The sequence below is a fragment of the Xanthomonas sp. CFBP 8151 genome (genome assembly GCF_011761885.1).
GTDB lineage: Bacteria > Pseudomonadota > Gammaproteobacteria > Xanthomonadales > Xanthomonadaceae > Xanthomonas > Xanthomonas arboricola_B.
The window spans coordinates 340,004-353,353 of the sequence record NZ_JAASQZ010000004.1 but is presented as its reverse complement, the minus strand read 5'-3'; the positions used below and the strand labels follow the sequence as shown (position 1 = coordinate 353,353).

Genomic DNA, 13,350 nt, shown 5'->3' with positions numbered 1-13,350 from the left:
CGCCCTCCAGGCGGCTAACCCGTCGACCGGTCGCCGCCCCGGTTCCTCAATGCGCGTCTGCCGCTTCGGCTGCCGACGGCGCGCGGTAGGCGATCAGGCGCGGCGCGTCGGCGACGAAGCGGTCCAGCACGCCATCGGCGAGCTTGACCGGGCCACCGAAGCGCGTGGCGCCGGGAATCGAGGTAATCGCTGCGGCGTCGGCGGCGATCCGCTTGGCATCGGCAAACGCAACTGCCGCCTGCGCGTCACCGCGATTGGCGGCATCCAGGCCGGCCGCGGTCTGCTGCAGCGCGCGGCCCCAGGCTTCCATCGCCTCCAGCCAGGGCCGCGATTGCTCCGCAAAGCCCTTGTCGGCCACGCCTGCGCGAATGGTCTGCGGCGCGGCCGCGAATGCATCGGCCGTACGCGCCAGCTCGGCGATGGCCTGGCTGCGCGCTGCCGCATCGCCCAGCGCAATCGTTTCGCGCACATGGTCGAGCACGGCCTTCAGCCGCGGCGCCTGTTCCTGCCACGGCTGGCTGCCGAAGGTGGGCGCCAGATGCTGGGTATCGAAGAAGGTCAGCAGCGCGGCGGTCAACTGCGCGTCGCCACCGGCCAGGTCGCGTGCGGCCGCATGCCAGGTGCGCTCGGCGTCGTAGCCGGTGTCGTTCCAGGCGAAGGCGGTCAGCCCCATCACTGCGACCCGGCTGGGCACTTCCTGATTCATCGGGTTGGAGACGATGCCGGACAACTCCGCCGACAGGCCGGCCTCGCGCCGCGCATACGGCGCCATCAGCAGGCGCCCGGCCGAGGTTTCGAAATCGTTGACCGGGTAGTTGTCCCACAGCAGCGTCTTGCGGCCGAACGCCTTGGTCGCCGCGCGTGCATCGGGAATGGAAATGGCTGGCGGCACCACGTCGGTGCCGGTCCACTGCACCACGATCTTCGGGTCCAGATGTTTGCGCAGCGCTTGCTTGTACGGGCTTTCCTTGGCGTCGTAATACTCGGTCGGCACCATGATCAGTTCCGAGGCTGCATCGTGGCGGGCGACCAGATCGGCCTGCACCAGGTTGAGCAGATGCGACTGCGCGATGCCAGCCGCCTGCGCACCGGAATCGCCGAAGGTGGCCTTGTCGCGCTCGCAGTTCCACTTGGTGTATTCGATATCGTCCAGCGCCACGTAGAAGCTGCGCACACCCAGCGCGCGGAAGGCATCGAACTTGCGCAGCAGCGCCTTGGCGTCGGCCGGATCGGAGAAGCACACCGTCGGCCCCGGCGAGATCGCATAGACGAAGTCGACATGGTTGCGCTTGGCGGTGGCCGCCAGCTTGCCCAGCGCCTTGAGCGTTGCGGGCGGATACGCGTCGCGCCAGCGGTCGCGCGCGTACGGGTCGTCCTTGGGGCTGTAGATGAAGGTATTGGCCTTGCTGCGGGCGAGAAACTCGATGTGCTTGCTGCGGTCGGCCATCGACCATGGCGCGCCGTAGAAGCCTTCGATGGTGCCGCGGATCGGCATCGCCGGATGATCCTGGATCGCCAGGGTCGGAATGGCCGGGCGCTCGACCAGCTGGCGCAGCGTCTGCGCCGCATGGAACAGCCCGTCGTTGTCGTGACCGGCTAGCGTGATCAGGCTGCCGGTGCCGAGTGCCACGCTGGCGAGCGTATAGCCCTCCTTGTGGGTGTCCTGCACCGCCTTGCTGCGGCTCAGCGCATCGCGCACCACTGCCGCCTCGCCGGTGCCGAGCACGATGTGCGGCCGGTCGAGTGTTGCCGGCAGACGCGCTGCGGTGACGATCCTGGTGACGCCGGCCGTACCGAGGATGCGGCGTACCAGCGCGACCGATTCCGGATCCGCACCCGGCGCCGCTACCAGCACCACTGACTGACCCAGCGTGACGGTGCCGCCCTCCAGCGTGATCGAAACCGGCGCGGGGAAGATCGCCGGCTGGGTGACCGGCTGCGCCAGTGCGGGGACTGTCGCCGCTGCCAGGCCCGCTGCCAGCCAGAGCGAGAGCGGGCGCAAGCCCGATTTCCTATCGCGTCGCTTCATCCCCTAACTCCGGTATTGAAATGGTATTAGGTGCTAGAGTAGGCAAGTCGTCCCGTGGGGACAAGCAGGACCGGTCTCGAAAGATTTTGAACCAAACCGCCAGCTAGGAGCTGGATCACGGGCATCACGTGAATGCCAACGCTGCCTCAGGTGGCGGATCCGATCTTCGGTATTGAAATGGTATGAGCGCGCTGCGTGGCGTGGCACCGCTCGGGTCCTGTAGCGGACCAGCTGCTCGGATGAAGTTGAGCTCCGGCGCACCGTTTCGCAGACGCATCGACAGCCAGATGCCGCCTGCCCACGAGTGGCGAGTGACCGACGATGCAACTGTGGACGCCATGGCGCCGCGTCGCGGCAATCTTCCGATGGCTTGTGCGATAGCTGCGACATCTCAGCAATCGGCCGATCGCCCAGGCACCAACGGCGCAATGTCGACCGAAGGCGCTGCCCGCTGACGCCTTACAGCGCGTCGCTGTCCAACTCGCCGGTACGGATCCGCACCACACTGCCCAGGTCGTAGACGAACACCTTGCCGTCGCCGATCTTTCCGGTCCCGGCCGCGGTCACGATGGCTTCGACCACGCGCTCGGCCTGGTCGTCGGTCACCGCCACTTCGATCTTCACCTTGGGCAGGAAATCGACCACGTATTCCGCACCGCGATACAGCTCGGTATGCCCCTTCTGGCGCCCGAAGCCCTTGACCTCGGTCACCGTGATGCCAGCCACCCCGCAGCCGGCGAGCGCTTCGCGCACATCGTCGAGCTTGAACGGTTTGACGATGGCCATGATCATTTTCATCGGTGCAGATCCAGGGGCATGACAGGGCGCGCAGCATACCGTGGAAGGCCGTAACACTCACCCCGCAGCGTACTGCCGTCGCCGCGGCCGACAGCCGAATGGGACTATCCTTACCGCCTGCCGACTGCCTTGCCGATGTCCCGCGTGTCCCGGCCTGCATTAGGCTCCCTACGGACCTGCGGAGAACACTCATGATCGATTTCAACCAGCTCGACGACCTCGCCCGCCGCCTCAGCGACCTGGTGCCGCCGGGCCTGCGCCAATCGCGCGAAGAATTGCAAAGCACCTTCAAGGGCGCGCTGCAGGCCGGCCTGGGCAAGCTGGACCTGGTCACCCGCGAAGAGTTCGACGTGCAGCGCGCGGTGCTGCTGCGCACGCGCGAAAAACTCGACGCGCTGGAACAGGCCGTGGCCGCGCTGGAAGCCCGCGCGCCCGCGACGCCGCCCGCAGCGCCACCTGTCACTCCCTGATCAGGGCCTTCCACCATGAGTCTGGCGCTGGTGCACAGCCGTGCCCGCGTGGGGGTGCATGCGCCTGAGGTTCGGGTGGAAGTGCATCTCTCCGGCGGGCTTCCCTCCACCCAGATCGTGGGCCTGCCCGAGGCCGCGGTGCGCGAATCGCGCGAACGCGTGCGTGCGGCGCTGCTGTGCGCACAATTCGAATTTCCCGCCCGGCGCATCACCATCAACCTGGCCCCGGCCGACTTGCCGAAGGAAGGCGGCCGCTTCGACCTGCCGATCGCCCTCGGCATCCTGGCCGCCAGCGGGCAGATCGATCGCCAAACCCTGGCCGATTACGAATTTCTCGGCGAGCTTGCACTGACCGGCGAGTTGCGCGGCGTCGATGGCGTGTTGCCGGCCGCCCTGGCTGCCGCGCAAGCCGGGCGACGGCTGATCGTACCGCTGGCCAATGGCGCCGAAGCGGCCATCGCCGGACACGTCGAAGCCTTCACCGCGCGTACGCTGCTGGAAGTCTGCGCCGCGCTCAATGGCAGCCAACGCGCGCCTGCTGCCGAAATGGCGATCCCGGCGCTCGGCGCGCGTGCACTGCCGGACATGGCCGATGTCCGTGGCCAGCCGCACGCACGTCGCGCATTGGAGATCGCCGCCGCCGGTGCTCACCATTTGTTGTTGGTCGGCAGCCCGGGCTGCGGCAAGACCCTGCTCGCCTCGCGCCTGCCCGGCCTGTTGCCGGAATCCAGCGAAGCCGAGGCACTGGAAACCGCTGCCATTACCTCGGTCAGCGGCCGCGGGCTGGATCTGGCACGCTGGCGACAGCGGCCCTACCGAGCCCCGCATCACACCGCCAGTGCGGTCGCCTTGGTCGGTGGAGGTTGTGAATTCCAGCCAATTACGCGACTTTCCATCTATTAAAGAGACTGCCTTGACTGAGTCAAGCGAGCTGAGCAGATAGCACTCACTGCTCTGGCGCGAATCTTGGACGAGGCTACGCGGAATTTGCATCTTTGCTTAGCCACAACCTACACGATCTCCGATAGCTTGGTGATCTATCCCTGTTGCCAAAGCCCCTAACCGGTCTCCATTTCTCAATGACAGGATTCGAAATCCAGCACGGCGACGGCGCCTCGGACAATGGTGAATGGATAAGCTGGGAATGCGTGCATTGGCAAAGTCAGTGCAATCAAGCCAAAGACCATGCAACTGCTCTACAGGCTCGCTGATCTAGAGCAGCTGACCAACGACATGGTTGCAGCGCGCCTAACGCTCAGTAGTACTTTTCCAAGGTGGAATTCCTTGAAGCACCTCCATGGAGACCGCACACAGGTCCTAAGATCGTGTTACTGATATCTATCGGATACAGCCGGCTTGAGCAAAGCATGAAGGGACTTCGCGTCAGCAGCGTCGCTGGAACATTGAGCTAAGCTGTCTTGCGCGTTAGCGAGGAGCCTAACTACTTGGGATGATCATGTCCTGCTCTTCGTTCTCTCTGGACCGTCAAAGGCTGGGGACAAGCCCCTCCTCTCCCCCGCCTCCGCCTCCGCCTCCGCCTCCGCCTCCGCCTCCGCATCTTTGCTCGTGAGACATGATCGATCTATGATCGGAGGCTATATATGATGATGATTCCCATGGAAAGCAAGACAGCTACATTGCTAGTTCAATTACAAGACTGGTTGCTCCGGCGTGTCCCACCATCAGGTATACGAAGAGTCTTACCTGTTTCGGCAGCACTTGGTAGTGACATAGGTTCAGTGCGAAAGGAGAATCAAGACAGGGCCGCCATTGCACGCGGACGCGATGGATTAGGACAGCAATACATCGTTGCAGCAATCGCCGATGGGATCGGAGGCTTGAAGCACGGCGCTCAGTGCGCTGCGCTGGCAGTTAGCGCAGTAATTGATACTATTCAGCGAAAATCGACATCAGGTTTACCTCCAGTAGTCTGGGCAGACGAAGCAGTGAAGAGCGCGCATGAGAAAGTGCGTGAAACATATAAGGGGGCGGGCGGTGCCACGCTCGTTGTGCTACTAATCACTGAAAATGACGGCTTTTATTGGGCAAGTATAGGGGACAGTCGGTTTTATATATCAGCGAGAAACTCGCTACTCCAGATATCGACCGACGATACCATTGCTGGCCAGTTGGGCCGTCGCGCAGGCACTGACGGCGAACAGGGGAAACTTATTCAATACATTGGAATCGATGGCGAAATCGAGTTCAATGTATCGAAGCTAACTTGTCCATTTGATAGCACTGCCTTTCTTACCACAGATGGAATTCACTTCATAGATTCAAGCTCAGAAATATTATCGATTTTAATCCAAAATTCGCCAGACCTCGGTTCAACCACGCGACGACTAACTGATTTGGCACGCTGGGCTGGGGGGCCTGACAACGCAACTCTTGTAGCTTTATCGCTAGACTTTTCCGATTACGAACGTGGCCCTATGTATCCGTGCCTAGATGTATGGGACGCTTTTGGCGAGATTCGCTTCTCATTAGCATCTGAACACCAGCACTCAATCCATCAATCAGATCGTATCGAGAAAAAAGATTCAAGAGCGACGGCTACAGTGAAGACTGAAGAAGCTCAGGATCTCAATGCTGCACCCTCTCCGCCCACTCCAAAAGGGGATGATCGTAAACCTTTAAAATTAAAATCCAAGGCCGGAAAGAGCAAAGCAAAGAAGCGCAATCCCACAGCGGAGCGAGGTACAACTGTTCCACAAGTTCAGCTCGAATTTTCAAATAAAAAGGACTGACAATGAGAAAATTGGGAGGGCGCTACAAAGTCATAGATCGCGGCCTGTCTGGCGGAATGGGAACCGTCTACCCATGTGAGGATGAAATCCTTGAGCGCAAAGTCGCAGTTAAAGTGATGAAGGATTCTGCGGAAACTAGACGATTAATTGATGAAATAGCTGCTCTTCTAAAGCTCCGATCAAAGCACGTAGTTCAAGTGTACGACATTATACGCCTAGATGATGGCGACATCGGAATCGTTCAGGAGTTCATCGAGGGAGCAGACCTCTTCGATGACAGCAAGAAACCTAAAGATCTTCAAGGACTATATAAACAACTCTGGCAAATTGCTTCGGGAATAACCGACGTTCATGCGGCAGGAATAATTCACCGGGATATAAAGCCAAACAATATGAAGATTGACGCAGAAGATATCGTCAAAATCTTTGATTTTGGTTTAGCTCGAAACGAAGGGCCAACCGCTTCGACAATGGGTTTTGTAGGAACAAAATGGTTTGCAGCACCTGAACTTTATGACACAAATGTTCAATTCAGTGCCGCGGTCGACACCTACGCCTTTGGCGTTTGCGCTGTCTTCTTGATCACTCGCACCATTCCTGAGGAGCTTGGGGAACAACCTCCGCAAGCTATGCCGGCTAACTACCTTGACGCCGCAGCTCTGGGAATCGCTCCCGACATCGTCCCGTTAATTATGTCCTGCCTCTCAAAAAAGCCAATTGCCCGACCGAGTATGAGGGATGTTCGGGATTTGCTTGCAAAGCTCTTATTGTTTGATCGCCATCAGGCGCTAGTTGTCTATAAAGGGAAAGCGTCATATCTTAATTCATCCAAGCGTAATGTATCCGCAGTCCTACCAGCTATGGGCAGCATAGAAATTACCTACGATGGGATGGACTTTCTGGTATCAGACGTTCAGGGCGATGTCTTCATCAACTATGGAAGAACATCGAAAGGCCAAATTCTTCCAGGATCATGCGTCGTTGCGCTTGGAGCTCCTGACAAAGGCTCCGACCGCCGCTACGTCACTTTCGATCTTGCGTCGCCGGAGGTTGTTTTGTGAGCGGACCGTTGAAGGCAGGAGACCTTATTGGGGGTCGCTATGAGATTGGCCATTACATGGCTGAAGGAGGTATGCAATATGTCTATCTGGCTCGGGACACGCTAACAGGACGAGAAGTAGCGCTAAAGACCCCCAAGAATAGCTCAGCGACTAAGCGATTTCGACGAAGTGCAATCGTGGCCGCAAAGGTCAACCACCCTAACGTTGCTAAGACGCTTGACTATCTAAGGGAGGGAGATTTCCGCTATCTCATTGAAGAGCTAATCATTGGCCAAGACCTATCGCACGCCTTACTAAAGCACACAGAATTTCTTGATCCATATTTAGCCGCCAGAGCATTCCATCATCTCGCCAAAGGCGTAGCAGCAGCTCATCACGTCAATGTAATTCATCGCGACTTAAAGCCATCGAACGTGATGGTTGCGGGTGGTTATGATATGACGGAAGTAAAAGTGACTGACTTCGGAATTGCCAAGCTTGCAAAAGAAGAATTAGAAGAAGCTGCGGAAGGTGGCACAGGTACCATGTCAATGTCCCAGACTGCCGTTGGAGCTCTCCCTTATATGGCACCAGAAGCGATCGAGACTCCTAAAGATGTCACAACTGCTGCTGATATCTGGTCGCTTGGCGCAATGCTATATCACATCTTGACCGGCGTAACCCCTTTCGGATCCGGTTTGCGTGCGGTCAGAAGAATCACATCAGGCGAGATCGAAAAACCGCCTCGATTCCTCACAGCCAACCCTCAATTCTCCGCCCTTGCAGAGCAGGTACTACGGTTGTCGTTAGAATGCATGAATCGTGATCCTGATAAACGGCCACGCGCCGACCAGTTAGTTATGGAGTGCGGAGCGCTTTGCTACAACTCAGCCCCTAGACTATTTGGAACTATTCGACGCATGGACTACGGCAAGTACGGATTCATCAATGTGGATGGCGGCAATGAAGCCTTCTTTCATATCGAAAGTTTTTACGGCCCGACCCCGCCCAAGCTCGGAGACAAAGTTATGTTTTCTAGTTATTTAGGAGGTGGAGCGCCCCGAGCTTATCCTATCGTTAAATTAAAATAAGCTAGTACGGCTTCAGTCCCGGCTCATTCACACCGGGGCGAAGCGTATAAGTAGCTGATAAAACTCAAAATTCTTTCAGCGGAATCGAACTGGCTTTACAGGATCTTTAACGTGTCAGCCACGTTTTCGTAACAACGAAGCGGCTGTCGCGCGCCGACGCAATTCCAAAGAGACGACATTACCGCCGTTCGCAGACACGACGGGCAATTCAGGGGGAGTGACACTAGGCGAAACGACAAACTCTTCTACCAGACTGGCGGTCAGATTAAGCGACTCGCAATACGCATCAAAACTCATGCGGTAATGCGTGTACGCCAAGCGAATAGCTTGGGAAAACAACTCCGGCACCTCCCGGGGAATCAAATGATCCTCGTTTTCACCTCGCGCCTCGCCCCCACGGCTAAGACGGATAACTCCCGTAGTGTACTGATCATCGGAAATCAAGCCGAGTTGCTTCGCGCGGTAGAGCAGAGCAGACTTGCTGACCTTCCACCGCATTTTCATGTCAACCAGACCTTGCCAGTTGAGATGACGCCCACGCAACTTGGGAAACTCTTTAACGAAGGAACTGCGGGGCAGCAAAAATGCGCCCGCAAACCGATTTGCTTCCCCTTCGGTCTTCCGATCACCCGTGACAGTACCTACATGCATCACTAAATGGCCAAGTTCATGCGCAACATCAAAGCGAAGCCGGCACGCAGAGGACTCCTCGGAATTCAATACGATGATTGGACGCGCCGCACTGATGGAGTATGCGTCGATTTCTCTGGAAACCCCTCTAAATGACGTTGCCACCGCCCCCACGTGCTCAGCAAGACGGGTCATATTGTTGATCGGCCCTAGGCCTAGACCCCATACCCGGCGGCATTGCTCTGCCGCTTGTTCAATTTCCACCAAACTAGAGACATCGATCTGCGGAATAGAATTGGCGGGCAAGTCCAATTGGCGGTCTAGCGATCCGACCAAACGCCTGAATACTTCGCCTTTGGCGAGTGCAACTTGCTTGACGCCCACGCGTGCGCTCATCCGCTTGCGAAAGTGGCATTGCTCTTCTGTCACTGGTGAGACAGGCGCAGAAAAAAAGAACGCAGGCTGGACCTGCGTTAGAGAAGCAATAGCCTCAACGTCCGCCATAGGTGGCTCGATCTGCTCGGTCTCTACTTTGTGGACGTACTGACGCGTCTTACCGATGCGCACAGCGACGTCTTCCATTGTCAATCCATGGAAGAGACGCGCCAATCGCACATTGGCGCCAACAAACTGCTGCATAGCTTATTCCTTGGGACGATTGTCGCCCGCGGCGCGATCTTCCAACTGGACCCTGGGAACTGTAGCCCTGACAGGCGGCAACTCCACTGCATCAACCCTGGTATTGTCAACGCTAACCAACGCAGGAGTACTCTGGGAATACTTCCACAAGAAAACCAACTCATGATTGGCGTCATAGCCAATGAAATGCACGTCAGCCTCTTCGTCCAAGGTTTCCGGCTTGACGACGATAAACCGAAATAGCTCTGGTTTGCCTGCCTCTACGTCAAATAGCAACCGATCAGCATCGTTACGGCGATAAAAGCCGGGCTTCTTCGGGTTAATAGGGTCATCTGCAAAGAACCGGCATGGGATGCCTTCGATTTCGAACGTTACATCCATGCCAGCATGGGTGAGCTTGATCCAATCATATCGGCTCTCTTGGCAAGTCCGAATTATTGCGTTGCGCTGCCGCCCAAAGGTTGCTGTGCCGCGCACGTAGTTGTCGTCGAGATCTCCAGACAACTCCAACTCAGTGTCATAAAGCGTCTCAAGCAGAAGCTCAGCGATCACACGCAAGCGAGCGCCCTGCAGTTGCGGCATATGATTCCAAGGGGAACTGTCAAGACTCATCCGGTGGGCCTTTATGCAGAATGGCAAATTTGTCCCAGCCATCTTTATGCAAGTTTGCCAACTTGTCAACAGGCAATTCCTCCCTCGAATCCTGCTGGAGAGGCTTGCTCACTTGACCGGACAGCGTGAAAGCAGTAAGGAGCAGTCGCCAGGTCGGTCTAGGCGAGACGGTTCCCATGCCCACTATAAAGCTTGTGAAAAACCGGGCGGCCGGGCAGTTCGGTCCCGGCTTGAGAAGCCGGTGGCTTGGTCGTAGGACGGGACCATGATCTTTAGCGAAGGCTTGGCAAGATTGCCTCTTGGCGGGCCGGCCCAGTTCTCCAACATAATTCGCGACTGAGTTATCTTTAAGATAACTAAGGTCTCAACCCTGCTGCTCCATGCCGATCATTGAGGAGTTTCCCAAAGACGACGCATACCGGCTCGTCAAATGGGTAGACAAGTTCACGCTACCGCACCTGACGACCCGCTCGACCTCGGTCACCGTCCGGCTGCAACGACTTCCGTTTGAGCGCCATAGCGACCTAAATCGACTCACGCGCGATAGCGCTGTTGCCCTGCTTCCGCTGGACCGGAGCGACGCTGGGCAAGCGCATTACGCCTCCGTGGCCGTGCATGCAGGCCTACTGCCGCATCTGGCTATCGGCCGCGTGTACCAAGGCCAGCATCTTGTCGGTGAGCTGCCCACCCGTCAGGCGACACTCGCCCTGGCCGATGCTGAGCTGTCTTGCCATGAGATCAGGATCGGGGAAGAGCTACCGGCGCCTGCGGGATGGACCTATCCGTACAAACAACTGCTCTCTCGAGAATTCGGCGGTATCCAGACGGAATTTGCCGCCTCACGTTGCCTGGTCTTTGTCGATGCGGCCGGCATTGAGTACGTCATCCCAAGGGCACTGATTTTTCAAAGGTTCTACGCGATACAGCGCGAGCTGGCTAATGCCTTCACTAGCGGTCCTTGGGCGCAGACCAGAAGCAGGATCGTCTACGAAGGCCAGCTGAAGTCTGGGCTGGAGACCAAAATCGATCCAGTAACAGGGGCGTGGCATGTCATCCTGCAAACGCACGTAGACAATGACTTTGCTCGGTTAGCGGCGCTGCTGTACTTCGATGACTATGCAGCTGCTCGCGCCGAATCGATCTACACCGGGATGCTGCTCGATCGTCATGGAAGCGCGCACGGGCCCTGGTTCGCCAGCGCGCAAATCCCATTCCGGGCAGATACCAAGCCGCTGAGATTGCAGGTCAAGGGTTTCATGCTGCCGCCGCGTCTGGGCCGTAAGGAAGGAGGCGGCAAGCCGGTGGTACACAAACAGTCGTTTCTTGTGACCTCGATCTTGGGCAGCAGTTGGCCGAGCTACACGCCGCCGATCAAAGCGGGGCGCTTGAACAGCGGGGATAAAGGCAAAGAGCAACTGCCCGCAGAGGGCCACAGACCTTATGCGGGCCAAGTGCGCGGGAAGCCGGCGGGTGAAGACCTAGTCACTACCAGCGCGGTCGACGCCTCTGCAGCCCAGAGCGATGCAATCACCCTAGAAGACACTTTTTCGTGGCTAGACGGTGAGGAACCCGAGAAGCTCACCAAAGATCGGAGCCAGCTATACAGCGACGGCGACGTTCGTCCTGCGCCACCACCGCCAGATGCTGCGTCCGGCGGCGAGCGCACTCACCAGGATGGCAATGCCGCCCCGGCTCATCACAAGGTGCTGGTGCGCGACCCTGTCAATCGCTTCCGCTATCTACTCGATGCTTTCGAGATGCTGCGTAGCTCGGGTGACCTGCAGCGCTACACCGTCTTTCAGCCAGCGATTCCTGCGCAGATGGCTCAGTGCGGTGGCCTAAGCTGTTGGAACTTCCTTGACGAGACCGCGCGGCGCACAGGGCGATGGCCCAGTGTGGGCTGGCGCATGCTCGAACGCGCACGAGGAGCAGGCTCCGAACGCAGCCCAGGCAAGCCTCGGTGTGTTCTGGTCGTGCGCATCGAGATTGGAGACTACGTGGGCTACTGGTTCGAGATCGAAACCAGAACGACAGAAGGGGGCGTACTCTCCCCCCTTGTCGCCAGCACAGGCGCAAACGAACAAGTCGCCGTGTCACACTTGGTCGAATCGATCGCCCGCGCCGAAGGCCGCAACCTCCGGCAGGCAATGACTGCGGCAGCACATGAAATCGGATCGGAGGCTGCGCACTGCTACAAGCACCATTATAAGGGTGATAATAACTCGGAGATCGATCCCAACTCGCTGCGGCGCTTCCTGGTGAAGTGGGCCATTTAACTTGCAGCCTTGATATGCCGTAACCGTCTATTCGCTGGAACCCGGTCAAGCGCCGCGATGTGCCAAAGCACGTGCCCGACCTTCCAGCGGGGACACCGGCACCAGTGCGCCGGACGCCAAAGCGGACATCGCAGATGCCTATTGGTCGAATGGATGCGAGCTCATCGCGCTTTACTCGAAGCTGATTGAACTCACTCCAAGGCGGCTATTGCCGCAACGATGTAATCCTGAAAAAACTGGCCGTTGTAGTAAACGTGAGGAGCATTTAGGGCGACAAGTTCTGCGAAATGATTTCGGGTCGACATTCGGTTGACGATAAATTGCTGCCCTATCACCAGCAACTTATCGTGTGGTTCCGCATGCATGAATATGGTCCGTCCTGGAGGCGGGTCTGGTAGTTGCGCACCGTCGTCGGACTTGTCGTTGTTGATCTCCTCGATCCTGAGACGATGTTTTGCCGTCGCCTCCACGCTCATCAAATACTCACCACCCTCCATGTAGCCCACGAATTCGTAGGTGCCCAGGGGGCTGCTAGGGCTAATCATGAGCACGTGCCCCTGGCTGTGCAGCCTTCCTTGAACCAGCCCCCCACTCCGGCCGTCGACGACCCACCCGTTGACGAAAGCAGAAGCGAAGTCTTCGGGAGTGTGGAGGAGAATGGGGTGGCCGCCTGGCCCGATGACTGGTTCATCTGCAGGTTGTGACGGATCTTCTGACATACACTTTCCAAAGTAAGGTGGGTCCAGGACGCTGCGCCTGAGACCGGTAGAGCATGAAGTGCCCGTCGTGGGAAACCGGACACGTCCACCACTGGCTCCCGGGCTCTTTGGCCCGCCAGGCATCTGCGACGCTTGTGGATGCCGGTGCGGGACGTTGGACCAGGTTGGATTGCATGTTACATCTGCGGGACAGGCGTATTCATGCACCGCTGTTTCTGGGTGTTCGCACCCTGCCCTGCGTTCAATGGCAGGCGCATCCCGTACGACATCTGCAAGGGGTATGCGCTGCTTTGCTA

The 13,350-nt window shown here is 58.1% G+C and carries 10 protein-coding genes and 1 pseudogene; 6 read left to right on the top strand and 5 right to left on the bottom strand.

Annotation, left to right across the window (positions count from 1 at the left end; genetic code table 11):
• Positions 1-46: 46 nt before the first annotated feature.
• Both FHT08_RS18330 and FHT08_RS18325 read right to left on the bottom strand, forming a co-directional pair.
• A complete protein-coding gene (locus FHT08_RS18330; RefSeq protein WP_166776214.1) occupies positions 47-2,029 on the bottom strand; it encodes a beta-N-acetylglucosaminidase domain-containing protein in 1,983 nt (660 codons plus the stop codon).
• A gap of 459 nt (positions 2,030-2,488) precedes the next feature.
• Positions 2,489-2,827, bottom strand: coding sequence for a P-II family nitrogen regulator (locus FHT08_RS18325; protein WP_016904463.1), 339 nt, complete (start codon positions 2,825-2,827; stop codon positions 2,489-2,491).
• Positions 2,828-3,018: 191 nt separating this feature from the next.
• On the opposite strand from FHT08_RS18325, the gene FHT08_RS18320 reads away from it, so the two are divergent.
• The 5 genes and pseudogenes from FHT08_RS18320 (at position 3,019) to FHT08_RS18300 (ending at position 8,178) form a co-directional block, all read left to right on the top strand.
• Positions 3,019-3,297 carry an accessory factor UbiK family protein gene (locus FHT08_RS18320; RefSeq protein ID WP_104605791.1) on the top strand — a complete coding sequence of 93 codons (279 nt, stop codon included), beginning with the start codon at positions 3,019-3,021 and terminating at the stop codon, positions 3,295-3,297.
• A 15-nt stretch (positions 3,298-3,312) separates the two neighbouring features.
• Positions 3,313-4,176: pseudogene (locus FHT08_RS18315) on the top strand (magnesium chelatase domain-containing protein); the annotation flags it as partial.
• A gap of 722 nt (positions 4,177-4,898) precedes the next feature.
• A complete protein-coding gene (locus tag FHT08_RS18310; RefSeq protein WP_166776210.1) occupies positions 4,899-6,047 on the top strand; it encodes a PP2C family serine/threonine-protein phosphatase in 1,149 nt (382 codons plus the stop codon).
• Positions 6,048-6,049: 2 nt separating this feature from the next.
• Complete coding sequence (locus FHT08_RS18305) at positions 6,050-7,108, top strand: serine/threonine-protein kinase (RefSeq protein ID WP_166776208.1); 1,059 nt, start codon at positions 6,050-6,052, stop codon at positions 7,106-7,108.
• Positions 7,105-8,178 (top strand): serine/threonine-protein kinase, encoded by a 1,074-nt coding sequence (locus FHT08_RS18300; protein ID WP_166776206.1) that lies wholly within the window; start codon positions 7,105-7,107, stop codon positions 8,176-8,178. Before FHT08_RS18305 ends, FHT08_RS18300 begins: the two co-directional genes overlap by 4 nt.
• Positions 8,179-8,292: 114 nt before the next feature.
• On the opposite strand, the gene FHT08_RS18295 is transcribed toward FHT08_RS18300, so the two are convergent.
• Together FHT08_RS18295 and FHT08_RS18290 are read right to left on the bottom strand one after the other, a co-directional pair.
• Positions 8,293-9,447 carry an XRE family transcriptional regulator gene (locus FHT08_RS18295; RefSeq protein ID WP_166776204.1) on the bottom strand — a complete coding sequence of 385 codons (1,155 nt, stop codon included), beginning with the start codon at positions 9,445-9,447 and terminating at the stop codon, positions 8,293-8,295.
• Positions 9,448-9,450: 3 nt separating this feature from the next.
• A complete protein-coding gene (locus FHT08_RS18290) occupies positions 9,451-10,059 on the bottom strand; it encodes a hypothetical protein (protein ID WP_166776202.1) in 609 nt (202 codons plus the stop codon).
• 380 nt (positions 10,060-10,439) lie between these two features.
• Here FHT08_RS18290 and FHT08_RS18285 point away from each other — a divergent pair, with 380 nt between their 5' ends.
• Complete coding sequence (locus FHT08_RS18285) at positions 10,440-12,335, top strand: hypothetical protein (RefSeq protein ID WP_166776200.1); 1,896 nt, start codon at positions 10,440-10,442, stop codon at positions 12,333-12,335.
• A 191-nt stretch (positions 12,336-12,526) separates the two neighbouring features.
• Here FHT08_RS18285 and FHT08_RS18280 read toward each other — a convergent pair whose 3' ends face one another.
• Positions 12,527-13,054, bottom strand: a complete 528-nt coding sequence (locus FHT08_RS18280) for a hypothetical protein (protein WP_166776198.1) — start codon at positions 13,052-13,054, stop codon at positions 12,527-12,529.
• Positions 13,055-13,350: the final 296 nt, after the last annotated feature.